Here is a 24967-nt window from a genome sequence, read left to right as displayed (position 1 = left end):
TGTGACCCCCCGTTAACATAGGTCGACTATAGTTCGATACCTGTGATGAATGAAGCATGCAAGCCTTGGACCGTAAGACAAAGTGTAGAACACTTCATTTACCCAAAGAGTACATGGGTTGAAGGATGCTAAGCCGTCGCAGGCTCGTCTGCAACAGTCTTACGACGATAGCTGCCCTCACACTGAATAAAAGCGTTCCAGCCATCGGTCAAGTTACGACTACGATGGCCTCACCGCCTCCTGTAAAGAGTGGTATTAAACTCACACCGTACGTCGATGCTCTACCTGTTCCCCCTCTTCTTCATTCTTCTGGAAAACCAGATAGCCTGATAGAACTCACCATGAGTGAGTTCCAGCAGAAGGTGCATCGTGATCTTCCTCCTACAACGGTCTGGGGCTACAACGGGACATGGCCAGGGCCAACGATAGAAGCTCGTAGCGGCGAGCCAATCAACGTCAACTGGATCAATAGACTGCCGCCTCGGCACCTGCTACCAATCGATCATTCCCTTCATGGCGCAGAGTCCTCTCTGCCGGAGGTGCGTACCATCGCTCACCTGCACGGAGCATGTGCCCTGCCTGAAGACGATGGCTACCCGGAGGCATGGTTCTCTGCGCATGGGGAGCACGGGCCAAAGTTCAATCCAAAACCATCTGCATATCCCAACTGCCAGCCCGCGACGACACTTTGGTACCACGATCATTGCCTTGGGATTACGCGACTGAATGTCTATGCCGGGCTATCCGGCTTCTACCTCATTCGTGATGCGGCAGAGGAGGCATTCAATCTACCGAAGGGTGAGTTTGAGATTCCGCTGATGCTGCAGGATCGCCTCTTTCATCGTGATGGCTCACTCTACTATCCCAAGGTAGTCAACGGGCCACCGCCGCACTCTGTCTGGATACAGGAGTTCTATGGCGACACGATCTGCGTAAATGGTAAAGCGATGCCGTACCTTGAAGTAGAGCCTCGCAGGTACCGCTTTCGAATCGTCAATGCCTCCAACGCACGTTTCTACCATCTGCGATTGTTCGAGTCGGACGCCGCAGGCAAAATTCTGAACCAGTCGCCCGACGTTCCGGTATTCAATCAGATCGGCACGGATGGTGGCCTCCTGCCGGCGCCGGTCGACTTGCACTTCCTCTTGATTGCACCAGCGGAGCGATTCGATATCGTCATCGACTTCAGCGAATTCGCAGGCAAAAGTTTCTCACTGCAGAACGATGCGCCTGCGCCGTATACGATGGGCGGCCAGATCGCCGCGGAAAACGTCATGCTATTCAAGGTCACGAAACCGCTGTCAGGAAAAGACATGAGCTCGCTGCCGGAGACACTTGTGCCTTTCGAGGCGTTGGATGCGGCTAGTGCTGTGCGTGAGCGAATGCTGCTTGTATCCGAAAAGGAGCGGGCATCAGACGGCTACGTGGAGATCGGGCTATTGGGCAATGCGCGATGGCATGAGCCGATAACGGAAGACCCAAAGGCGGGGAGCACGGAAATTTGGTCCTTCGTGAATATCACCGGCGACGTGCATCCGCTGCATATCCATCTGGTGCGCTTCCAGGTGCTGAATCGGCAGGCGTTTGACGTGCAGGCGTATCAGCAGACCGGCAAGGTAGTGCTGGTCGGACACCCGATGCCCCCAGAGCGTAACGAGCGGCCCGCAATGAAGGACACCATCAAATCTTATCCGGGCTATGTCACGAGAGTGATACAGCGGTTCGACCTGCCACACGGAACGCAGGCAGTTCCCGGACAGGAGTTTCTATATGTATGGCACTGTCACATTCTCGAGCATGAAGATAACGAGATGATGCGACCTTACAAGGTGATTGCATAGGCAGTGCGGACAGTAGAAATCCTCATTCTGTGGGGAACATTTTGCGGATAAGGTGGAAGATTCTGCCGCACACAGATTGCTTCGCCTCGTCTTTGTAATTGTTTTGTTTTTCACGGAAAGTTGATGTCCCACAACTTGGTAAGCCTCTACGTTAGCTGTGCTGAAGTACTTCTGAAAAGAGAGGTTACTCAGCACAATTTGGAGGTCACACCTTGCAATCCAACTCGAAATTAATTGCCCCATCTGGGACATTGAAGTGCGGCGCGACGATGCTCGTTGCGTTGCAAGTGTTGGCGGGCGTTTCGCAGTCCGCTTACGCGCAGACAGCAGCAGCACCGAGCGCCACGACCCCCATTAAGCACGTGATCGTTATCATCGGCGAAAACCGCACCTTTGACCATGTCTATGGCACATACACACCTAAGAGCGGTGAGACGATCTCCAACCTTCTCTCCAAGAAGATTGTGAAGGCGAACGGCAATCCAGGTGTTAATTACTCCTTGTCCGCGCAATACTCGGCTTTGGATAGTACGACCTCCCGCAACGGGCAATTCTCAAACAGCCCTATGTCCAAGAGTATCTATGGCACTCTTCCCCCCGCATTGGCTGGCGGCAATGAGTTCGCCAGCGACACGGCACCTGCTCCTTTCGCCACGCTGAAGCTTGCCAAGCTTGCGGACCAGGCTCTCGCTCCTGCCTACGAGAAGCTCCTCCTCACGGGCGCAACCGGAATCAAATCAGGCCAGGTCGATACCCGCATCACGAACGATACCAACCTGCGCGAAGGCGTCTTCCAACTCAGCGGACCCAAGATGCCGTATGACGCATACACGGCAAGCCCAGTTCATCGCTTCTTCCAGATGTGGCAGCAGACAGATTGCAATGCCGACTACGCCACGCTCGAAAATGCCAGCGGCTGCTTGAACGACTTGTTTCCCTATGTCGAAACAACCATTGGTGCTGGTAGCAACGGAAAGTCTCTTCCTGCGAACTTCACCAACGCAACCACCGGTGAAGGTTCGACCGCCATGGGCTTCTACAACATGGCACAGGGCGATGCTCCTTACTTCAAGCAACTTGCCGATGAGTACACCATCAACGACAACTTTCACCAGTCTGTCATGGGTGGTACCGGTGCTAACCACATCATGTTCGGCTTTGCGGACATGATCTACTACAGCGATGGTGCAGGTCACCCCCTCGTTCCCCCTGTCAACGAAGTTGAGAACCCCAACCCACAGGCTGGTTCCAACAACTACTACGATCAGGATGGCTACAGCGGCGGAAGCTACGTCAACTGCGGCGACCTCGGTCAGCCGGGCGTACCTGCCGTAACTAACTATCTTCAGTCGTTGAAGCGGCCGGTTGCCCCCAACTGCACGAAGGGTAACTACTACCTCGTCAACAACTACAACCCTGGCTACAACGGTGACGGTACCGTTATCAGCACGTCGGTTTCGCCCTTCACCATTCCTCCGACCTCGGTCCCCAGCATCGGCGACACGATGCTCGCGAAGAACCTCCCCTTCAAGTACTACGGTGAAGGCTGGAACCTGTACGTTGCTGATCCGTCGAGCCCCTTCGATGTCTATTGCAACATCTGCAACCCTTTCCAGTACTCCAGCTCCATCATGGGCAATGCAGCCGTTCGTGAGTCGCACATCGCCGACACCACGCAACTCTATGAGGACATCGACACCAACAACCTGCCGGCTGTCTCTGTCGTAAAGCCAGGCGGTCTCAACGACGGTCATCCTGGTTCCTCCAAGCTTGATCTCTTCGAAGGCTTCGTCAAGAAGGTCGTCGATCAGGTCAAGGCCAATCCTGCTGCCTGGGCGGACACGGCTATCTTTGTCACCTGGGATGAGGGCGGCGGCTACTATGACTCGGGCTACATCCAGCCGGTTGACTTCTTTGGCGATGGTACCCGTATCCCCCTCATCATCGTCTCGAAGTACGCCAAGGGTGGACACGTAAATCATGAGTATGGCGATCACGTTTCGCTCCTCAAGTTCATCGAGAAGAACTGGGGCCTGCCAACCATCACCGGTCGTAGCCGCGACAATCTCCCGAACCCTACGCAGAAGGAAAGCAACCCCTATGTCCCGACCAACAGCCCCGCCATCGGCGATATGACGACGGCGTTTACCTTCGGAAGCAACTAAAGATTTACCGCTTTCACTAGGCATATCGACAGCCACTTACCCTGGCTGTCGATATGCATTTAGTAGCTATTAAAGAATGCAAAGGAACTATGTCACTCTTCAGGAGTTTTTTCCTCGTATTAATCGTCGGCATAGGTTGGACAATGCTCGGCACCTCGTACGCCGTTGGCGCTGCCACTCCCACACAGCCAGGTGGCTTTCAGACTGAAACGCGATGGCATCTTGGTGGCACCGGCGGGTGGGGCAAGATGGTGCTGGACCCAGCTGCAAACCAGCTTTTCATTCCGCGTAGCGACCGCGTCGATATCGTCGACACAGACTCAGGCAAAGTATCTGGGCAGGTGAGTGGTTTTATAGGTGCTCACGACATCGCACTCGATAAAAGCGGTAAGTTTGGTTACGTCTCCGATCTTGCAGATGGAAGGGCTGGCTTTGTCCGCGTCTTCGATCGCACCACACTGCAGATACTCGCGTCCATCCCGGTCGGACGCACGCCAGATCGGATCGCGTTCGATGCTTCAACGAACACCGTCTTCGTATTCGACGGCAGCGCGCACAACGCAACCGTCATCGATGGCAGCACCAATAAGGCCGTTGAAACAATTGCATTGCCCGCGCGGCCCGGCTCTATCGTCTCAGATGGAAATGGTTCCATCTTCGTGGCGATCCGAAGTTTAAGCGAGATACTCCGCATCGATGCATCTACGCGGAAGATTACAGCAGTCTGGCCGCTTGCACCCTGCGATGGTCCGAGCGGTCTGACAATGGATAAGACCCGAAGACAGATCTTCGCCACGTGTGAGAACCAAAAGCTGGTTGCAGTCGACGCAGGCAGTGGAGTGACATCCTTGATCTCCGAAATACCGAAAGGCGCAGGCGACGTGAGCTTTGATTCACAGCGTCATCTACTCTTTGTCTCGAATGGTGCCGGCATCCTCACGATCCTTCGAGAAAGGTCCTTGAACCATTTCGTCAAACTGCAGGAACTGGCAATACTTCCCGGTGCACAGTCCTTGACGGTCAATTCGACAGATGGTGAAGCCTATGTAGCGACCGCCGAATTTGGCCAGAGGACCGGCGCGACGTCAGAGGAACTGCGATACCGCCCGACTCCGGTCGACGGAAGCTTTACCGTCCTGGTTGTAAGAAGTCATTCAAAGCCGCATTCATCAGTGTCGACGAGCAAGAAATAACAATCAGACTTTGTTCACCTTAGTCGCCGCCCGCACGCCAAACCCAATTTCGTACTATCGTCAAAGTTGCACGCTGAATGGCTGATGCCAACCGGCAGCGAAGGCACGAGGTTGGAGCGTATGACATGGCCTGTTTGAATCACCTGTGCAGAACGCTGCTGCTGCTCATCATCAGTTCCGCGCCGGCACTCGCTGCTGTGCCAAAGGCGCAGTGGATCGCACCGCCGAGCGATGTTCCATGCCCAGTCAACACCTTCACCTACCTTCGAAGAGTCGTGCACCTGGCTGATCTGAAGGGCGATCTAACCATGCACATGGCCGCGGACAGCAACGCGCACCTGTGGATCAATGGCCACATCGTTCGACGCAAGGTAACCCGCTTCTTCGAGCCGACGATTGCCACCGAAACCATCGATCCCCGCCTATGGCTTCACGTTGGTGACAACACTCTTGTCCTGCTACATCACAGTTGGGGTCCCATCGTAACCTTCCAGCGTGACGGATGTTTGCACGCGGGCGTGTACATCGCGTCTTCTTGGGTCGTCTCCGATCAAAAGTGGAGAGTTCACCGCGCCGAGGAGTTCGCGCCAAACCCAAAGCAAATCATCGGCCTGCCTGCGGACAAAGGTGCTCATCGTATCCGCTTTGCACAGTTCGTCCAGGGCGCCTCCATGCCCGGCCTGTCTCTGTTTACCGCACTCTATGACGATTCGAAATGGTCGCAAGCCATTGAGGTCGAGGACGGGCCCTGGCCAGCCCAGCCCTTACCGACCGGGACACCTGGCCAGCGGGAGCAGCAGGTGAAGCCTGTGCTCCTACTCGCGCAGGGTCGCAGCATCGAGCATCACATAGCGGAAAATGAGCCTGTGAAGATCGAGAAGTCGATCCTGAACGCAGTCATGAAACCTCTGGGTCAGCAGGCAATCGCCACTCCGCAAACCATTACGGTCAGCGGCAATGCGGGCGAGACGCGGTACCTCACCCTCGACTTCGGCAGACCCGTGCATGGCTACCCTTTTTTCACCGGTTCCGCAACCCACGCAACTCCTGTCATCGACTTTGCCTACGGGGAGCTCAGCGTCTCTCCGCTCACTGGAGAGCCGCTCGTCAGGACCTCCGGATGGCTCAACCCGGAAGCAATCGTCGGCGAGGGCTACATGGATCGCTACACGTCGATCGCGGGCGTTCAGCACGTCGAACTGCCTGACGAGCGTACGGCTCGATGGTGGACCTTGCATCTGTTTTTCCCAACCAAAGGCACGTTCCAGATCACAGACTTAGGTTTTGTAAGCTCTCAGTATCCAGTCGACATAAAGGGTAGCTTTCGTGCAAGCGACCCGCGAATCGCTCAAATCGTTCAGCTGAGTCTTGAGCACGCCATCGTCTCTATGAGCGACACGTACGTCGACACACCGGGCAGAGAAGATGGGCAATGGCTGGAGGACGCACGTCTAAGAGCAGAGCTGGCCGCGCAATGGTTCGGAGACACTAAACTACGGCAGCTCTTCCTGCGTCTTGTAGCGGAGAGTCAGCGCCCGGATGGAACCTTTCATCCATTCCCACCCAGCAATTATCCAATCGTCTCGAATGCAGACTGGGTAGCAGAGTGGGTCGGAGCTCTCTATGACGACTACCTGTGGACTGGCGAAACAACGCGAATCAATGCCTACTGGCCGCAGGTGGAAGCATATTGGCAGCACGTACTCGCTTCGGTGACGCCCACAGGGTTGTGGGTCGAGGATAAGGTCTTCGCTGACATACGCATCGGCGTACACCCGACAGCCGGACAGTCCAGCGGCATCGTGACAGCCCAGCTTATTGATAGGCTGGCATTGTCCATCAAAATGGCAAATGCCGCAGGCCGAACAGAGAAGGCTGCTGAGTGGCAGGCGATCCACGATCGCATGACCTCAGCGTTTCAACGAGATCACCTCATCGGAAGTTCGGCTGGCCTTCCGTTGCACGTGGACGATGTCGCCGAGCCCGGCAACCTAAAGGCAACTCGAGGCTACAGTCAGGCCGCGCAGGTCATGGCGATCGATGCCAATCTGCTGCAGCCATCTGATGCGAAAGCAGATCTGGAATACGCCTTCACCGATCCGCTGGGATCTCCTCCGGCCGGTGTAGATCGCTGGAACAATCCAACCTATGTTTTTCGTTCCCTCGACGCTCTTAGCTCCGTAGGGCTTTCTGACAGGGCAGTACGCCACCTCCTCGATCGCTTCAGCCCTTACCTCCCTGGAGATCCAAACAACCTCTCTCCGAAGGTATTGCAGGGCGCATTTGGTGGACCCCTTCCAGAATATTGGATCAGCCGGAAGGATCTCGGCCTACCTCCCGGAACTCCCGTTCCCACGCAGCCAATCGATGCGACAGGCTCGCACGGTTGGAATGCCGTCGCTCTTGTGTGGCTCCACAAGAGACTCCTTGGCGTCTCCATCGAGGTTCCGGGTGGCAGCGAACTGATGATTCAGCCCGATGCAGCAGGCTTGACTCATATCGAAGGAACAACCATGACGCCCAAAGGGCCAGTCACAATAGCGTGGACCCCGGCAATGCCGCTCCTGACGATAACTCTGCCGGAGCAGGTCCGTGCTCATATTCTCCTGCCACAGGCGCTCGCCGCAATCGCCCGCGAAGGCCATCTGCGCGCGCCATCGAGCTGTAAGCGAGAAGGTGATGCCTCATACATCTGCACAGGATCAAAGTTAGTATTTGCTGCCAAATTTATGAAAGCCGAGCATCAGGCTATGTAACGGTCCGGACTACCCGGCCAACGTAAACTAACCGTTTCGTTGAGCCGGGAAGCTAACGATAGATCCCGGTCGGTTAGACCACCAGCATCATGCGATACCAGCGTCAGTCGAACTTTGTTATACCGGATCTCAATGTCAGGATGATGACCGGCATCCTCGGCCATGCCCGCGACGCGATTGACAAAGAGCATCGCCTCAACAAAGTCTCCGAACACCCATTCACGCGTGAGCATTCCGTCCACAAGCGCCCAAGCAGGTTGATCCTTCAGCAGCGACGCGATCTCCGACTCATTCAAAAGCTTCATGCTGAACTCTCCCGCACCGTAGCGATATAAGGCTCGTTAAAACTGATCTAGCTGGAAGGTGGGGAAACAAGATGCGTGTAGGTCTCCAGGATGGCGTCATCGTCAACCGTGGCATCCTCCAGAATGCAGCCGTTCCGCACCACAACTCGATTACCAAGAATGGAACTCCGGATCACCGAAAATGACTGTACACGACTCTCTGTCCCGATCGAAGTCGCGCCGAGTAGCTGCACAAAAGGCTCGATCACTGTATCCGCTCCGACGCGTACCTCGGCATCGATCACCGTAGTCTCAGGTTGAAAGATCGTGACTCCATTCGCCATTAATCGCAACGCTGTACCCATCCGCATCGCTGCATCCAGGTGCATCATCTCGGCGATCGTATTCGCCCCGAGCACCTCGTCAACACTCTCCGCCTTCACCGCGACAACACGCTCACCATCGGCCACCAGCATCGCGGCGACATCCGTCAGGTAAAACTCTCCATGAGCATTGTTGGTAGATAGAAGGTCTAGCTTGTCGAAGAGCGCCTTCGTTCGAAAACAATAGATCCCGGAATTGATCTCGGGCGCATCCTTCTGCTCCGCCGTAAGCGACTTTTGCTCGACTATCGCAGTAACCTCTGGTCGCGCAGGGTCAGCCCGCAGCACACGGCCATAGCCTGTAGGGTCGTCAGGTACCGCCGTCAAAATAGTCATCGCTGCACGCTCGCCAAGATGCACCTCGCAAATCGCCCTGATCGTCTCAGATCGAATCAGTGGCACATCCCCGGAGAGCACAAGCAGGTTCTCCGGAACGTTCGCACCCGACGCAGCAAACCAGGCCTTCACCTGCTGCAGCGCATGACCCGTGCCCCGCTGCTCCGCTTGTAGAACGAACTGCACCCCGGTACGTTCAACCGCAGCTTGTACCCGCTCCGCTTCATGTCCAACAATGCAATAGATGCGCTCCACCGCAACCACCTGCCGAGCCGCTGCAATAACGTGGAGCAGCAAGGCCTTACCGCCAATCTCATGCAGCACCTTCGGGCGCTTGCTCTTCAGCCGCGTACCCTTACCAGCCGCCATAATTGCAATCGAAAAATCAGCAGTGTCCATAAAATGTAACTCGCGGTGCTACTTACTTCTTAGGCATAGGTGGAATCGTGATGTCCAGCGTAGTCACCTTCCCAAGCGAACTCAGCGGGGGATTGAACTGTGCCGCGTTCCCGACCACAACAGTAGCCAGCTTTGACTCATCGATGTACTTATTCGCAACCCGCGCCACATCGGCCGAGGTCACCTTATCGATCCCAACCCGGTAGCGCTCAAGGAAGTCAGTCGGATAGCCGAAGAATGCCAGCGTCACCTGCTCACCAAGCACCTTTTCCGGAGAGTCATAGTTGAAGACAAATGAGTTCAGCACCTGCTCCTTAGCCTTCCGCAATTCATCAGGCGTTGGAGGCACAGTCTTCAGCCGACCGATCTCCGCCATCATCGCCTTCGTCGCCTCGACAGTACTCTCGCTCTTCGTCCCGGCCCCTACATAAAACATTCCAGGATGATCGTACGAAGCACCAAAGCTGCCGCCAACGTCATAGGCAAGCCCAAGCTTCGTACGGACGTTCTGCACAACACGCGATCCGAACCCACCCGAGAACACCTGATTCATCACATCCAGCGCATAGTAGTCAGGGTTGTCCTCGGTCGTTCCAAGCCCGACGATGTACACATTCGACTGATCGACATCCGTCTTCTCCGCTAAGTAAACACCCGGCTTCGGTCCAGGGAAACTCGCCTTCAGCGTCTGGAACGGAGCGCCCTTTGGCAGCGGCTCAAAGGCAGTACGCAGCTTCGCTTCCATGGCAGCACTGTCGAAGTCACCCGAGACCGCAACAATCATATTGTTCGGCGTCACCGTCTTCTCGTGCCACGCCTTCAGATCATCCAGACCCACCGCTTCAATCGTCGCGAACTCTGTCTCGCGCCCATACGGACTGTCTGCCCCATAGACCAATTGCGTCGCCTCGCGCCCGGCAATCCCGCTGGCATCATCATTCCGCCGTGCAATACTCGCCTCGGTCCGACGCTTTGCAAGCTGCAGCTTATCCTGCTTGAAATCAGGATGAAGCAGGAGCTGCGTCGTGATCCCAAACACCGTATCGAAGTCACCCTTCAAGCTCGACCAGCTCACCGAGCTAGTCGCCTGACCACCCCCGGTCTCGACGGTCGCCGCCTTAGCATCGAGCAGGTCGTCAAGCGCATCGCCACTTACCTTTGCCGTCCCGCTCGTCCGCCATGTCTGTCCATAAAGCGATGCAAGACCAACCTTAGCCGCCGGCTCATCACGGCTCCCGCCCCGAATCACTATGCGTCCGCTAATGAACGGCAACTCATGATCCTCTTCAAGCAAAACGATCAAGCCGTTCGCAAGCTCCACTCGTCGCGGCTGCACTGGCTTGAACTCATGAAGCGGAGGAATTGCAATGCGCTTCCACGGTTGTGAGGCCGCAGCATGCGCCGGAACAGCCTGCGCCAGAGCGACCGAAACCGTAAGCGGCGCAACGAAACCAAGCACAAACAGCTTCATCGAGGGATTCTTCATTTCGCACCTCCTGCGCTTACCGGAGCGGGCGTTGCAGCCACCGTCTCAATCCGTGCAGTCGTGCGATTACTATCCACAAATGTCTTGTTCGCCACCCGCTTGATATCCGCCTTCGTCACCTTGTCGATCTTGTCGAGATCCCGAAACATCTGCCGCCAATCCCCAAACCGCGTCTGGTACTCCGCCAGCGAATGTGCCAGGCCATCGTTATCCGCAAGCCCCCGCAGCATGTCCGCTTTGGCGCGCGTCTTATAGCGATCAAGCTCGGCGTCGGAGACCTCTTCATTCTTTAGCCGATCCACTTCCTTCCCAATCGCCACGCGAATCTCATCGTCCGTGTGCCCAGGCAGCGGCACCGCATAAAACGCAAACATTCCCGGAAACTTCTCCCCCGGAAGCCCACTGAATCCCTGAGCAGTCTGCGCAATTCTCTGGTCGCGTACAAGGCTGCGATAAAGCCGCGCCGTCCTGCCATTCGAGAAGATGTCCGTGATCGCGTCATACACTGCATCGTCAGGGTCGCGATAGTCCGGCTTGTGATATCCCTCAAGATAAAAAGGCTGCGAAGCATCGTGGAGCACCACGAACTTCTCCGCCGTCTGCTTCGGTTCGACCGTCGTCATCGGCTCCGGCTTCGGCCCGGCAGGGATCGACGCGAAGTACTTCTCAAGCACCGGCATCGCCGTACTCGCCTTTACATCCCCAACCACCGCGATCACCATATTCGCCGGCACATAATATTTCTTGTGGAACGCCTCAGCCTCGGTAGCCGTCACCTGGCTGATGTCGCTCTCCCATCCCGTACCGGGCCGGCCATACGGATGTGCCACATACGCCGTCGCGAGAAACTCTTCCAGCATGCGCCCCACGGGCGAAGAGTCAACCCGCATGCGGCGCTCTTCCTGCACCACATCGCGTTCCTTATAGAACTCGCGCTCGACCGGATGCCCGATCCGCTGGCTCTCCAGATACGCCCACAACTCAAACCGATTCGAAGGCATGCTCCAGAAGTACTGCGTCGAATCCTCCGACGTCGAAGCATTGATGCCCACCGCACCATTCTGCTCCGCGATCTCCGAGAACTGGTTCGGGATCACGTACTTCTCTGCAGCCGCCTGCGCGTCCGCAAAGCTCTTCTTCAAGCTGGCAAGCTTGGCCGCATCCTTCCCCACACGCTTGCGGAACTCCGCGTCATACGCTGCATAGGCCACCTCGACCTTCGCCAGCGCCACCTTCTCGGCCGGATAGTTCGTCGTCCCAATCTCGGTCGTTCCCTTGAACGCCATGTGCTCGAACATATGCGCCAAACCGGTCGCACCCTGCGGATCGTCTGCCGAGCCCGTATCGACCTCGGTGTAGAAGCTGAAAACCGGTGCCTCGGGCCGCTCACACACGATCAGCGTAAGCCCGTTCGCCAGCACCTTGACCGTCGTCCGCTTCTCGAAGCTGGCCAGATCCTGCGCCCGCACCGATCCGCAAACGCCCGCCGCCAGAACCACCACTCCCACAACGCAAACCCGTTTCAAGCTCAAAAGCGGCAAGCAATCCTCCAGAAGCACAGAACCTTAACCATAACTGAACATGGCCAACACCATCCGGCGGCCATTCACGTACTGTTTACTTGACGGAATGAATGACCATTCAGTACAGTTCAACGCGTCCGGGATTTTGTCCCCAAGGTGAGCCAAGATCATGTCCAGCAGCGCCTCTCATGTTCATTCCGCCAGCCGCCAGATTCGGAAGGTCGCCGTTCTCGGCGCGGGCACTATGGGTTCGCGCATCGCCGCCCACATCGCCAACGCCGGAGTTCCAGTTGTCCTCCTCGACATCGTTCCACCCGGCACTCCTGCCGAAGCACCCAGCCCCGACCGAAACAAAATCGTTCTCGCCGCCCTCGACGGCCTCAAGAAATCCAAACCCGCCGCCTTCTACTCCGCCGAAGCCGCCCGCCTCCTCACCCTGGGCAACTTCGACGACGACCTGATCCTCATCGCCGACTGCGACTGGATCATTGAGGTTGTCGCCGAAAATCTCGACATCAAGCGCACCCTGCTCGACCGAGTCCAGCAGCACCGCCGACCTGGCTCCATCCTCACCTCCAACACCAGCGGCATCCCCATCGCCAGCATCGCCGCCAGCCTCTCCGACGAAGCAAAGCCCCACTTCTTCGGAACCCACTTCTTCAACCCGCCGCGCTACATGCGCCTCCTCGAAATCATTCCAACTCCCCAGACCGATCCAGCCGACATCGCCGCGATCGCTCACTTCTGCGACCAGCGTCTCGGTAAAGCAATCGTCCACTCGCACGACACGCCTAACTTCATCGCGAACCGCATCGGCACCTTCTCCATGGGCAACGCTATCCGCCTCATGATGGCGCAGGGCCTCTCCATAGAAGAGGTCGACACCCTCACCGGAGCCGCGCTCGGCTGGCCCAAGACAGGCACCTTCCGCCTAGGCGACATGGTTGGCGTCGACGTCCTCGCCCACGTAGCCACTAACTTCGCCAAGCAGGCGGCCAGCATCGACGACGAGCGGCAGGACGTCACCCTCGCCCCATTCATCACGAAGATGCTCGAAAGCAAATGGCTAGGCGATAAAGCAGGCCAGGGCTTTTACAAGAAAGCCGGTCGCGACGAGCAGGGAAGAGACCTCCGCCACGTCCTCGACTGGCAGACCCTCGACTACCAGCCCAGCACCCGCCCTAAGTTTCCCGCCATCGAGATGGCAAAGAATCTCGAGCAGACGGCCCCTCGCATCGCACAGCTTCTCCACGGCGATCCCTCCCGCGACAAGGCCGCAGCCTTCTACTGGCCTCTCCTGACTGAGCTCTTCACCTACGCCGCAAACCGCATCCCCGAAATCGCCGACAACATCGTCGAAATCGATCAGGCCATGAAGACCGGCTTCAACTGGGAGCTAGGCCCCTTCGAGATGATGGACGCAGCAGGTGTCCGCACCACCACGGACAAGATGCAAGCCGCCGGTGCAACTGTCTCCGCGAATGTGGAGAAGCTCCTCGCCATCGGCGAGAACTGGTATAAAGACGACCCCTCCACCCCCTCCGGCCGCCAGTACTTCGACCCCGTCACCGTCGCCTACAAGCCAGTCCCCGTTCCCGCAGGTGTCAGCAGCCTCGCCACCATCAAGAAGGCACGCGGCGTCGTCAAAAGGAACCCAGGAGCCTCCGTCGTCGATCTCGGCAACGGCGTAGCCGCCATCGAACTGCACTCCAAGATGAATGCGCTAGGCGACGACATCGTTAACCTCATCACCCAGACCCTCAAGCCCGCCAGCCAGCAGGTAGCCGACTTCGAAGCCTTCGTCATCACCGGCGACTCCGCCAACTTCTCCGTCGGCGCCAACCTCATGCAACTCCTCCTGGGCATCCAGGAGGAAGAGTGGGACGAGGTCGAGCTAGCCGTCCGCGCCTTCCAGAACATGACTCAGGCGATCAAGTTCTGCCCCCGCCCCGTAGTCGTCGCACCCTACGGCATGTGTCTCGGCGGAGGAGTCGAAATCTCCCTCCACGCCGCCGCCCGCCAGCCACACGCCGAGCTCTACATGGGCCTCGTCGAAGCAGGTGTCGGCCTCATCCCCGGCGGTGGCGGCTGCAAAGAGATGGTCCTCCGCTCCATCGAGGCAGGCTCCTCCATCCGTCCCGACGCCCGCGGCGAAGGCGTTGAAATCTTCGAGTCCATCAAGAAGAACTTCGAGACCATCGCCAAAGCCACCGTCTCCACCTCCGCCGCCGAAGCCCGCGGTCTCGGCTTCCTCCGCCCGTCGGACGGCATCACCATGAACCGCGAACGCCTCCTAACCGACGCCTCCACCAAGGCCCGCGCGCTCGCCGATGCCGGCTACACCGCCCCCACCCCTCGCACCGACATTCCCGCCCCCGGCGAGTCCGTCCTCGCCACCCTCAAGCTCGCCGTATGGACGATGCGCGAAGGCCAGTACATCTCCGACCACGACGCCAAGGTAGCCAACTGGGTCGCCTACGCTCTGGCTGGAGGCAAAGTAACGCCCGGCACTCTCGTCAGCGAACAATATCTCCTCGACCTCGAACGCGAAGCCTTCCTCTCCCTCTGCGGCGAAAAGAAGACCCAGGAACGCATCGCCTTCACCCTCAAAACCGGCAAACCACTCCGTAACTAGGAAGGACCTGCGTCCGTATTTTGTCCACCCCCAATAGACTGTCATCCTGAGCGAAGTCGAAGGACCTGCGGTTGTCGTGCTGTAGCCATTGCCCTTCGCAGTTCCAAGCACCACGAGGTACCCCATGAACGAAGTAGTCATCGTCTCCGCAGTCCGCACCGCCATCGGCAAAGCCCCGCGCGGCACCCTCCGCACCACGCGCCCCGACGATCTCGCCGCATTCGCCATCAAGGGAGCGCTGGACCGCATCCCTCAACTCGACAAAGCTGAAATAGAAGACGTCATCCTCGGCTGCGCCATGCCCGAGGCCGAGCAGGGAATGAACGTCGCCAAGATCGCAGCCTTCCGCGCGGGCCTGCCCTTCACCACCTCCGCCATGACCGTCAATCGCTACTGCGCCTCCGGCCTCCAGTCCATCGCCCTCGCCGCAGACCGCATCCGCGGCGGCAGCGCCGACGTCATCGTCGCCGGCGGCACTGAGTCCATGTCCTACGTCCCCTTCGGCGGCAATAAGATCTCCGTCAATCCCTGGCTCGTTGAAAACTATCCCGGCAGCTACATGTCCATGGGCCTCACCGCCGAGCGCGTGGCCGCCCACTACGGCATCACCCGCGAACAACAAGACCAGTTCTCCTTCGACTCCCACCAGAAGGCCCTCAGCGCCATCGCCACCGGCAAGTTCGAGGACGAGATCGTCCCCGTAACCGTCACCACCACAACCCCGAACGGCAAAGGTAAAGCCAAGCCCGTTGAATCAACCTTCAAGCAGGACGAAGGCCCCCGCGCCGACACCAGCCCTGAAGCCCTCGCCAAACTCAAGCCCGTCTTCCACGCCAAGGGCAGCGTCACCGCCGGCAACTCCTCCCAGACCTCCGACGGAGCTGCCGCCGCCATCGTCATGTCCGCCAGCCGCGCCGCCGCACTCGGCATCCCCGCGATGGCCCGCTTCATCGCCTTCGCCTACGCTGGTTGCGATCCCGAAGAGATGGGCATCGGCCCCATCCACGCCATCCCCAAAGTCCTCAAGATGGCTGGCCTGTCCCTCGAAGATATCGACCTCTTCGAACTCAACGAAGCCTTCGCCGCCCAATCCCTCGCCGTCATCAAGGTCCTCGGCATCGACCCCGCAAAGCTCAACGTCAACGGCGGAGCCATCGCCCTCGGCCACCCACTAGGCTGCACCGGAGCCAAACTCACCGCCACCCTCCTCCGCGAGATGCCCCGCCGCAACGCAAAGTACGGCATGGTCACGATGTGCGTAGGCGGTGGCATGGGCGCAGCCGGTATCTTCGAGGCTGTGAAGTAGACGAATGGACCTCCTTTCCAATAGCGGACGTATCGTCTACTCCGTGTCGGCCCTGGTGGCCTTTTTCGCGGCCGCTGGCCTAGCCCTCATTTGGCTCTGGCTCTCTGTCTTCATGGAACCAGGCAACGCAACGCCCATGTTCTGCCTGCGCTTCTTCATTCCATTGAGTGTCTTGGCCCTTGGCGCGCTGCTGCCGCTCTTCTTTCTTCGCTCTCACGATACCTTGCCGCAATGGTCGCCAATCGTCACGTCGTTGATCATGCTCGCCCTGTTCGGATTCGCGATGGTCCAGTACATCCGATCAGGCCCCAATGAGCGGCTCTCTATGGCAGGTCTTCACCTCCCAACGTGGACGATGTTCCTCGTGCCACTAGTCTTCAACGCCCTTCACCTCATCCTTTCCGTCTCCCGTCTCCTCCAACTCCGCACTGTGAGGTAACACCATGGCTACAACCACCAATCTCCCACCCGAAGTAACCACCATCAATCCGAAATCCACCCCAACAACCCGCATCCCCGGCGGCTCGTTCCTCATCACCAACCCCACCCCCGCCGACTGCTTCTTCCCCGAGGACTTCACCGAAGAGCATCGCCAGATCGCCCAGACCACCGCCGACTTCGCCACCAACGAGATCGTCCCCAACTCCGACGCCATCGAGCATAAGGACTTCGCCGTCACCCGCCGCCTCCTCAAAGAAGCCGCCGAGCTCGGCCTCACCTCCGTGGACATCCCCGAGGAGTACGGCGGCCTCGAGATGGACAAGGCCACCTCCGCCATCATCGCCGAAAACATCTCGAAGCAGGGCAGCTTCTCCGTAGCCTTCTCTGCCCACACCGGCATCGGCACGCTCCCGCTCGTCTGGTACGGCACCCCCGAGCAGAAGCAGAAATACCTCCCCCACATCGCAGACGGCACCATGATCGGAGCCTACGCGCTTTCGGAATCATCCAGCGGATCCGACGCCGTCAACGCCAGCACCCGCGCCGTCCTCTCCGCCGACGGCCAGACCTACACCCTCAATGGCGAAAAGATGTGGATCACCAACGGAGGCTTCGCCGACCTCTTCACCATCTTCGCCAAGTGCCTCGTCACCGAAGGTAAGGACGCAGGCAAAGAACGCCTCACCGCCTTCCTCGTCGAAAAGGGCACCCCCGGCTTCCGTCCCGGCAACGAGGAGCATAAGCTCGGCATCCGCGGCTCCTCCACCACCCCCCTCATCCTCACCGACTGCGTCATCCCCTCTGCCAACCTCCTCGGCGAAGTCGGCAAGGGCCACCACATCGCCTTCAACATCCTCAACGTCGGCCGCTACAAGCTCGGCAACGCAGCCGTAGGCGGAGCCCGCATGGCCTTCAACAACGGCCTAAGCTACGCCAAAGAGCGCAAAGCCTTCGGCAAGCCCATCGCCGACTTCGGCCTCATCCAGGAGAAGCTCGCCAATATGGCCACCGGCATCTTCGTCGGTGAGTCCCTCTGCTACCGCACCGTAGGCCTCATCGACCGCGCCCTCGAAGGCGTCGCCAAAAACGACACCGCCGAGATTCAGAAGCGCATCGAGGACTACGCCGTCGAATGTTCCATCGTCAAAGTCTGGGCCTCCGAGATGCTCGACATGGTCGTCGACGAGTCCCTCCAGATCTTCGCCGGCTACGGCTACGTCGAGGAGTATCCGGCCGAGCGCGCCTACCGCGACGCCCGCATCAATCGCATCTTCGAGGGCACCAACGAGATCAACCGCCTCATCATCACCGGCTGGCTCATGAAGTCAGCCATGTCCGGCAAGCTCCCCCTCATGGCCGCCATCAAGCAGCTCATGGACGAGGTCATGGCCGGTCCCACCCCCAAAGAGGACCGCGAAGGAGCCCTCGCCGAAGAGTTCAACCTCCTCGCCGCCGCCAAAAAGCTCACCCTCTTCGCCGCCGGAGCCGCCACACAGAAGTACATGGCCAAAATTGCCGATGAACAGGAGGTCATGGGCTCCATCGCCGACATGATCATCGAGGTCTACGCCATGGAGTCCGCAATCCTCCGAGCCGAAAAGATGAGCACCGCCAAATCCAACTCGCCCATGCCCGTCGCCTTTGCCCGCGTCTACACCGCCACCGCGTTCGAGAAGATCGAACTCGCCGCCCGCCGCATCATCGCCACCGTAGCCGAGGGCGACATGCTCCGCACCCAGCTCACCATCCTCCGCCGTCTCTCCAAACACGACACCACCGACACCATCGCCCTCCGCCGCCAGATCGCCCGCCACGTCATCCAGGCCGGAAGGTACACCCTCTGAACGCAAACCGATCCGTCACAAGCTCGTCTATCCGAATAGGCGATACACTCACCGCCTCCACATCACGCTGGAGGCGGTCTTTTCATCACACCTAAATTTCCTGGAACGGAACCACCAGCAAAGATCACCGCAACTTTCTCCCGCAACCTTGGTCTAAGAAATTACAACCGATGCTAGGCAAGCCGCGTACGCTGGTTCCAATTCAGCTCCGCTCGATACATCGCAGGTACCAGGAACCCTTGCACCCCTATAGGATCAGCCAATGCGCAGCCATCTTCAGATTTGCTCGAAACTCCTCCGCTCCGCTCTAGCCCTACTCACAGTTGCCACCCTCGCAGCCACCAGCCACGCCGCCGTCCAAAACCGGATCACCTCCGCCGTCCAGACGAACAATCGCGTCGCGCTCGCCCGGACAGTCGCTCCCAGGGCTGCTCGTGCCCAGGATCTTGGCCTCGCTCCCTCCTCGCTCAAGCTTGAAAACATGACGATGCGCTTCAGCATGACTGATACGCAGCAGGCGGCGCTCAGCAAACTCCTCGTCGACCAGCAGAACTCATCTTCACCGCTCTACCATCAGTGGCTGACGCCGCAGCAGTTCGGCGCACAGTTCGGCCTCAGCGCAGCCGACCTGTCCACCGTCTCATCCTGGCTTGCCGCACAGGGCTTCACCATCACCACTACCGCAAAAAGCTCCACCTTCATCGCCTTCAGTGGCACCGTAGCCCAGGCCCAGCAGGCTTTCGGCACCAGCATCCACAGCGTCTCTCTCGATGGCGAACAACACATCGCCAACCTCACCGAACCGACCCTCCCGGCTGCTCTTGCTGGCGTAGTGGATATGGTGAGCGGTCTGGACGATTTCAAGCTCAGGCCGCGTTCGCGAGTACGCAGCGTCACCCTGGCTAATGTCAGCCCCATCGGAAGCCGTCCCCGCGACACCGTCAACACGACGGCGGGTCTCGAACACTTCATCGCGCCCGGCGACTTTGCCACCATCTACGATCTCAATCCGCTCTTCACCTCCTCCATCAACGGAACAGGCATTTCGATCGCCGTCATGGGACAGGTCGACATCAGCCTCACCGACATCGCTGCCTTCCGCACCGCCTCTGGTCTCAGCGCCAACGTTCCCGTCATCAAGACCTATGGCACAGACCCTGGCACGCCCACAGGCACCTGCCTCGGCTCCAATCCTCCGACCAGTTGCACCGTCACTGGTGGCGATCTCGAAGAGTCCGAGCTAGATGTGGAGTGGGCGGGAGCCACGGCACCCTCGGCAAGCATCATCTTCGTCAACTCCACCGATGTCATCGGCACCTCCCTCGTCAACGCCATCGATAACAACATCGCGCCCATCATGACGGTCAGCTACGGCGGCTGCGAGGTTCAGGACTTCTCGGCAACGGCCATCGGCACGCTCAACACCTCCTTTCAGCAAGCAAACGCCCAGGGCATCACCATCGTCGGACCGGCTGGTGACGCGGGCGCGACAGATTGCGACTTTGACGTTGCAACAGCCAAGGACGGCCTCGCCGTAGACTTCCCGGCCAGCTCGCCAAACGTTACTGGCGTAGGAGGCACGGAGTTCAGCGAAGGTGCTGATACCGCTACCCCCAACGGCACATATTGGAACAACACCACGACAAGCGTCTCGTCCGCCCTCTCCTACATTCCCGAAACCGTCTGGAACGATACAGCGGCCTCAATTGCTGCTGCTCCCACCACTGCAACCCTTAGTTCAGGCGGCGGTGGAGTGAGCGTCATCTTTGCTAAACCCACTTGGCAGACCGGTACCGGGGTTCCGGCAGATAGCCATCGTGACGTGCCGGATTTAGCCTTCAACGCCTCAGCCGATCACGATCCCTACCTCGTCTGTGCGGAGGGTTCGTGCCTGAACGGCACCTACTTCGGCACAGGCGGAGCCTTCAACGCCTTCGGCGGCACGTCCGTCTCCACGCCATCCTTCGCCGGTATCCTTGCGCTGCTTGAGCAGAAATTAGGCGGTCGCATCGGTAACGCAAACCCCTACATCTACGCCTTGGCAAACGGTGCCTCCGCCTCCACCATCTTCCACGACGTCACGACCGGCAACAATAAGCAGCCGTGTACCACCAACTCCACCAGTTGCCCGGCCGGTGCAAGTCCGATTGGCTATAGTGCTGGCGTTGGCTACGATCAGGCCAGCGGCTGGGGCAGCGTCGACGCAAGCAAATTCGTCAATACGTTTCCAACCGTAGTCACAACACTGCCAAGCGCCTCAACAGTGACTCTGACCTCATCAGCCGCAACGCCTGCGCTCAACCAGAGCGTAACCTTTACCGCAACAATTGCTCACACATCCGGTACGGCAACTCCAAGTGGAACGGTGTCCTTCACAGTTGATAGTGGCACGGCTAACCCGGTGACTCTCAATGCGGGTGTAGCTACCTTTGCGGCCACCTTCACAACGAACGGTACCCATACCATCGCCGCCGTCTATTCGGGCGACACCAACTACTACGGTTCGAGTGGCAGCGTTAACGTGGTTGCTGGAACTGTACCTACCGGCACTATCAGCCTGAGCGCAGCACCATCAACCTTCACGGTCGCAAGCTCCGGCAGCATCTCTTCGGTCATTACGGTAACGTCGGCGGGCGGCTATGCGGGCACGGTCAATCTCGCCGCTGTAGCGAACACCCTCAACGGCTCATACGCATTCACCTCGAATGGCGCTAACGTTACCTCGCTCACCGTTCCGGCGGGCGGCACTGCGACGGCCACTTTCACCGTCAACACAATCACTGCCGCTAGCAAAACTGGCGGTGGACTCAAGACGGCCACCGGCGTCAGCAGCCTCGTCCTCGGTGGCGGCATAACCCTCGCCGGTCTGTTCTTCCTAGGCTTCGGCAATCGACGTCAAAGAGGATGGTCGTCCTTGCTCAGTTTGATCGCGCTTGCCGGTCTCATCGCCAGCGCCGGATGCTCCAGCAGTTCCTCCACGACTACAACCACAACCAGCAGTGGCACCGGCACCTACACCATCACAATCACCGGTACCGACAGCCTGACGAGTGCCATCACCGCTAACACGGCTCTCACTGTCACGATCCAGTAAGATCGACGCCTGACAAGAAGCCGCGCCCATGAGGCGCGGCTTCTTATGTTTTGTACCCCACATCGGTATCCACTCTGCCCCGGCGTGAGCCCCGTATTTCCGGGAAGTCAGAAAACTTGTCAAGCCCTGCCGTCGTGAAATCACGGAAAACCCCAGCAAATCGCAAATAATAACCAAACAAAAGTGGCCGATTAGTTCCACTCAATTTGGTAAACTATAAAGACACGAGAACAACCAAACCTCGAAGCGGTTCGCATCCTCGGCGTGAGAGCCAAGACCAGCTTCCGCCCGCAAGATACAAACACCATTATGTCGGGGCTTGTATCAGGATCGGCTGAGCCTCGGGGCTAAGTCATTCAGAACGAGGATCTTGAGCGTAACCTCAATCGAATGAATACTTTGCGTGGACTTGGATCGATAAGTAGCTCATAACAGACAGTTTAGAAGTCAACGGGTTATGGAAAACTTTTGACCTCCACCCGCATCAGCCATCGGAACTCGATGACTGATCCACCTAGGTCAGCGCTTACTTGGTCGTCTTGTTCGGCACCTTTGGAGAAGCCGCCGGAGCCTCAACCGTCTCATCGTTCCCCTGCGCCATTGCCATAAAGTGGCGCTGCGCATTGCACGGCTTGCCCTCCTGCGGAGCCCGCACATACGAGCCATCCGACTGCAGAATGCGCGCCTTCACGTTGTCCGTCAGGTACGAAGCAAGAATGTCCTCGCGCAGTCGCTTCGAGGCGGCCTCATCGCTCACAGGAAAAACGACCTCGCAGCGCTCATGCAGATTCCGCGCCATTAGATCGGCGCTGCCGCAGTAGATCACCGGCTCGTCTCCATTGACAAAGCTGAAGATGCGGCTGTGTTCAAGATATCGCCCAACGATCGACCGCACCCGAATGTTCTCGCTCAGCCCCTTCACTCCTGGCCGCAGCGAGCACATACCGCGAACGATCAGGTCGATCTGCACGCCTGCCTGCGAAGCAGCATAGAAAGCCTCGATGGTGCGACGCTCCAGCAGGCCATTCATCTTCGCAACGATTCCGGAAGGTCGCCCGGCGCGCGCATGCTCAGCCTCGCGATCGATCAGCTTCAGAAAGCCGTCTGCCATCGTCAGCGGAGCCACCAGGAGCGGCTCATACGTGTCCGACTCCGACTCGGCCGTCAGATAGTTGAACACCGACTGCACCGCCTCCGTTAGCTCAGGACGCGACGTAAGCAAGCTGATGTCCGTGTAAAAACGGGCCGTGACCGGGTTGTAGTTTCCCGTCCCAAGATGCGCATACCGCCGCACCACGCCATCTGGATCGCGCCGCACCAGCAGCGCCAGTTTGCAGTGCGTCTTCAGCCCAAAGATGCCGTGATACACCCCGACACCGGCGTCCTCCAGCTCCCGCGCCCAGCGAATGTTCGAGTCCTCATCGAAGCGCGCCATCAACTCAACAACGACCGTAACGTCCTTACTCTGGCCCGCCTCGATCAGCGCCCGAAAGATCGGCGAATCCTTACTGGTTCGATAGAGTGTCTGCTTCATCGAAATCACAGCCGGATCAATCGCACCGGCCTCAATAAACTCCTCAACCGTCTGGTAGCTGTCAAACGGATGATGCAGCATGACATCTCTGCTGCGAAGGTCCTCGAACAGGTCCTGCGACTTCGGCAGCAGCTTGTAGTGACAAGGTTTGAACTCCGCATACTTGAGATCCGCCCGCTTCACCTCGGAGGCCAGATTCATCAGCCGCGAAAGGTTCACCGGCCCGTCCGTGCGAAAGACCTGCCACGGATCAAGCTCGAAGTTCACCCGCAGCCGCTCCACGATCTGCTCATCCGCTGAGCTCTCAATCTCCAACCGAACCGCATCGCCCTTGCGGCGGTTATGCAACTCGGCCCGCACGCTCTCAAGCACCGACCGCGATTCTTCTTCCTGCATATAAAGGTTGCTGTTCCGCGTCACCCGGAAGGCTGACTTCGACAGAACCTCGTAGCCGCGGAACATCCGCTCCACCTGCGACTCGATCAACTCATGCAGCAGGATGAAGTCCGCTCCACCCTCAACCGACGGCAGCGGAACCAAACGCGGCAGCGAGCGCGGAACCGTCACCACGCCAAGCACCGTCTCCGTCTTCACCCCCAGCGCACCCTTCCGCTTGTAACGAAGCAGCAGCGCAATGCAGAGCGCTTTGTTTAGAACCCGGGGAAACGGATGCGATGGATCAATCGTCACCGGCGTCAGCAGCGGATCGACCTCGCTCCGATAGAACTCCAACGCTCGAGTCCGAGCCTCGCTGCTTAGCTCTTTCCAGCCAAGCACGCGAACCTTCTCAGCCTTCAACGCCGGCAGAAGCTGCTCATTCCAGCATCGGTATTGCTCCTTGACGAAGCTCTCCACCGAAACGCTCAACGTATCCAGTCGCTCCTGCGGTGTCAGCCCGCCCTCGTCCGGAGCCTGCGGCTGGTTGTAGCCATCCTCGATCCGCTGCAGAATGCCAGCCACCCGAATCTCGACAAACTCATCCAGATTGCTCGCCGTAATCGCCAGGAACTTCACCCGCTCCAGCAGAGGATTGGTCGCATCCTGTGCCTCTTCCAGCACCCGCTGGTTGAACTTCAACCACGATTCGTCCCGGCTGAAGAACAGGTTTGGAACAGCTTCGGGCACTGTCTTCTTGGCACTCTTACGTTTGGCAGGCGGTCGCTTGGTCGTCGTCATAGTAGTTCCATAGACTAACCCAACGATATGAATACAGGGCAAATAGGCTATCCTTGCGCCGGAGCCACCTCATCGTCACCCTCGAAGAAACGACCCTCATCAACGCACCCATCGACCGATGTTTCGACCTGGCCCGCAGCGTCGAAGTCCACCTCGCGGGAAATATCCACTTCGGCGAGCAAGCTGTTCCAATCGGCGGCGTCACCTCCGGCCTCATCGATCTCGGCGAGCAAGTCACATGGCGCGCCCGCCACCTCGGCATTCGTCAAAACCTCACCAGCGCCATCACCGCGATGGATCGCCCAGCCTACTTTCAGGACACCATGCTCCGCGGCGCCTTCCGCTTCATGCAGCACGATCACTACTTTCGCTTTGACGAAGACGGTCAAACCGAGATGAAGGACATCTTCCGCTTTGCCGCACCAATCCCCATCCTCGGTCGCATCGCGGAAGTCCTCCTGCTCCGCCGCTACATGCAAGCTCTCCTCCACGAGCGCAACGTCGTTCTGAGACGGATCGCCGAGTCAAACGACTGGCAGCGATACCTTTCCGCTACGGAACAGTAAACTTC

15 protein-coding genes are annotated in these 24967 nt (G+C 58.6%); 10 read left to right on the top strand and 5 right to left on the bottom strand.

Going from position 1 to position 24967, the window contains the following annotated elements; translation table 11 throughout:
• Positions 1-341 precede the first annotated feature (341 nt).
• The 4 genes from OHL20_RS00960 (at position 342) to OHL20_RS00945 (ending at position 7955) form a co-directional block, all read left to right on the top strand.
• Positions 342-1841 carry a multicopper oxidase family protein gene (locus tag OHL20_RS00960; protein ID WP_263381350.1) on the top strand — a complete coding sequence of 500 codons (1500 nt, stop codon included), beginning with the start codon at positions 342-344 and terminating at the stop codon, positions 1839-1841.
• A gap of 212 nt (positions 1842-2053) precedes the next feature.
• Positions 2054-4006: an alkaline phosphatase family protein gene (locus OHL20_RS00955; protein WP_263381349.1), complete on the top strand. Its 1953-nt coding sequence runs from the start codon at positions 2054-2056 to the stop codon at positions 4004-4006.
• A gap of 143 nt (positions 4007-4149) precedes the next feature.
• Positions 4150-5199: a YncE family protein gene (locus tag OHL20_RS00950; RefSeq protein ID WP_263381348.1), complete on the top strand. Its 1050-nt coding sequence runs from the start codon at positions 4150-4152 to the stop codon at positions 5197-5199.
• A gap of 125 nt (positions 5200-5324) precedes the next feature.
• Entirely contained in the window at positions 5325-7955 is a 2631-nt protein-coding gene (locus OHL20_RS00945; protein WP_263381347.1) for an alpha-L-rhamnosidase-related protein, read from the top strand.
• On the opposite strand, the gene OHL20_RS00940 is transcribed toward OHL20_RS00945, so the two are convergent.
• From OHL20_RS00940 to OHL20_RS00925, 4 genes are read right to left on the bottom strand one after another with little or no spacing between them, the layout of a single operon-like run.
• A complete protein-coding gene (locus OHL20_RS00940) occupies positions 7943-8260 on the bottom strand; it encodes a 4a-hydroxytetrahydrobiopterin dehydratase (RefSeq protein WP_263381346.1) in 318 nt (105 codons plus the stop codon). The two genes, OHL20_RS00945 and OHL20_RS00940, sit on opposite strands and share 13 nt — an antisense overlap.
• Before the next feature lie 47 nt (positions 8261-8307).
• The gene (locus tag OHL20_RS00935; RefSeq protein ID WP_263381345.1) at positions 8308-9357 is read right to left on the bottom strand and encodes a bifunctional UDP-N-acetylglucosamine diphosphorylase/glucosamine-1-phosphate N-acetyltransferase GlmU; all 1050 of its coding nucleotides are present in this window, start codon (positions 9355-9357) and stop codon (positions 8308-8310) included.
• A gap of 22 nt (positions 9358-9379) precedes the next feature.
• Positions 9380-10843 (bottom strand): M16 family metallopeptidase, encoded by a 1464-nt coding sequence (locus OHL20_RS00930; protein WP_263381344.1) that lies wholly within the window; start codon positions 10841-10843, stop codon positions 9380-9382.
• On the bottom strand, positions 10840-12384 hold the full coding sequence (locus OHL20_RS00925) for a M16 family metallopeptidase (RefSeq protein ID WP_263381343.1): 1545 nt from the start codon (positions 12382-12384) through the stop codon (positions 10840-10842). Before OHL20_RS00925 ends, OHL20_RS00930 begins: the two co-directional genes overlap by 4 nt.
• A gap of 151 nt (positions 12385-12535) precedes the next feature.
• On the opposite strand from OHL20_RS00925, the gene OHL20_RS00920 reads away from it, so the two are divergent.
• From OHL20_RS00920 to OHL20_RS00900, 5 genes are all read left to right on the top strand, one after another.
• Positions 12536-15001 carry a 3-hydroxyacyl-CoA dehydrogenase/enoyl-CoA hydratase family protein gene (locus OHL20_RS00920; RefSeq protein ID WP_263381342.1) on the top strand — a complete coding sequence of 822 codons (2466 nt, stop codon included), beginning with the start codon at positions 12536-12538 and terminating at the stop codon, positions 14999-15001.
• A 124-nt stretch (positions 15002-15125) separates the two neighbouring features.
• The gene (locus tag OHL20_RS00915; RefSeq protein ID WP_263381341.1) at positions 15126-16307 is read left to right on the top strand and encodes an acetyl-CoA C-acyltransferase; all 1182 of its coding nucleotides are present in this window, start codon (positions 15126-15128) and stop codon (positions 16305-16307) included.
• Positions 16308-16311: 4 nt separating this feature from the next.
• Positions 16312-16746, top strand: coding sequence for a hypothetical protein (locus OHL20_RS00910; RefSeq protein WP_263381340.1), 435 nt, complete (start codon positions 16312-16314; stop codon positions 16744-16746).
• 4 nt (positions 16747-16750) lie between these two features.
• Complete coding sequence (locus tag OHL20_RS00905; RefSeq protein ID WP_263381339.1) at positions 16751-18592, top strand: acyl-CoA dehydrogenase family protein; 1842 nt, start codon at positions 16751-16753, stop codon at positions 18590-18592.
• Positions 18593-18854: 262 nt separating this feature from the next.
• Positions 18855-21686, top strand: coding sequence for a protease pro-enzyme activation domain-containing protein (locus OHL20_RS00900; protein ID WP_263381338.1), 2832 nt, complete (start codon positions 18855-18857; stop codon positions 21684-21686).
• A 526-nt stretch (positions 21687-22212) separates the two neighbouring features.
• Here the strand turns inward: OHL20_RS00900 and ppk1 are convergent.
• Positions 22213-24396, bottom strand: a complete 2184-nt coding sequence (gene ppk1, locus OHL20_RS00895; RefSeq protein ID WP_263381337.1) for a polyphosphate kinase 1 — start codon at positions 24394-24396, stop codon at positions 22213-22215.
• Positions 24397-24449: 53 nt separating this feature from the next.
• Here ppk1 and OHL20_RS00890 point away from each other — a divergent pair, with 53 nt between their 5' ends.
• Complete coding sequence (locus OHL20_RS00890; protein ID WP_263381336.1) at positions 24450-24962, top strand: SRPBCC family protein; 513 nt, start codon at positions 24450-24452, stop codon at positions 24960-24962.
• Positions 24963-24967 lie beyond the last annotated feature (5 nt).

Source organism: Granulicella arctica, assembly GCF_025685605.1.
In the GTDB taxonomy this organism is placed as follows: domain Bacteria; phylum Acidobacteriota; class Terriglobia; order Terriglobales; family Acidobacteriaceae; genus Edaphobacter; species Edaphobacter arcticus.
The sequence above is the reverse complement of the archived record's forward strand: the minus strand, read 5'-3'. Positions and strand labels throughout refer to the sequence as shown.

Excerpts from the sequence above, each read along its gene's own strand:
- OHL20_RS00960 (WP_263381350.1), top strand. The coding sequence starts at position 342 with ATGAGTGAGTTCCAGCAGAAGGTGCATCGTGATCTTCCTCCTACAACG.
- OHL20_RS00950 (WP_263381348.1), top strand. The coding sequence starts at position 4,150 with ATGCTCGGCACCTCGTACGCCGTTGGCGCTGCCACTCCCACACAGCCA.
- OHL20_RS00945 (WP_263381347.1), top strand. The coding sequence starts at position 5,325 with ATGGCCTGTTTGAATCACCTGTGCAGAACGCTGCTGCTGCTCATCATC.
- OHL20_RS00940 (WP_263381346.1), bottom strand. The coding sequence starts at position 8,260 with ATGAAGCTTTTGAATGAGTCGGAGATCGCGTCGCTGCTGAAGGATCAA.
- OHL20_RS00935 (WP_263381345.1), bottom strand. The coding sequence starts at position 9,357 with ATGGACACTGCTGATTTTTCGATTGCAATTATGGCGGCTGGTAAGGGT.
- OHL20_RS00930 (WP_263381344.1), bottom strand. The coding sequence starts at position 10,843 with ATGAAGAATCCCTCGATGAAGCTGTTTGTGCTTGGTTTCGTTGCGCCG.
- OHL20_RS00920 (WP_263381342.1), top strand. The coding sequence starts at position 12,536 with ATGTCCAGCAGCGCCTCTCATGTTCATTCCGCCAGCCGCCAGATTCGG.
- OHL20_RS00915 (WP_263381341.1), top strand. The coding sequence starts at position 15,126 with ATGAACGAAGTAGTCATCGTCTCCGCAGTCCGCACCGCCATCGGCAAA.
- OHL20_RS00910 (WP_263381340.1), top strand. The coding sequence starts at position 16,312 with ATGGACCTCCTTTCCAATAGCGGACGTATCGTCTACTCCGTGTCGGCC.
- OHL20_RS00905 (WP_263381339.1), top strand. The coding sequence starts at position 16,751 with ATGGCTACAACCACCAATCTCCCACCCGAAGTAACCACCATCAATCCG.
- OHL20_RS00900 (WP_263381338.1), top strand. The coding sequence starts at position 18,855 with ATGCGCAGCCATCTTCAGATTTGCTCGAAACTCCTCCGCTCCGCTCTA.
- ppk1 (WP_263381337.1), bottom strand. The coding sequence starts at position 24,396 with ATGACGACGACCAAGCGACCGCCTGCCAAACGTAAGAGTGCCAAGAAG.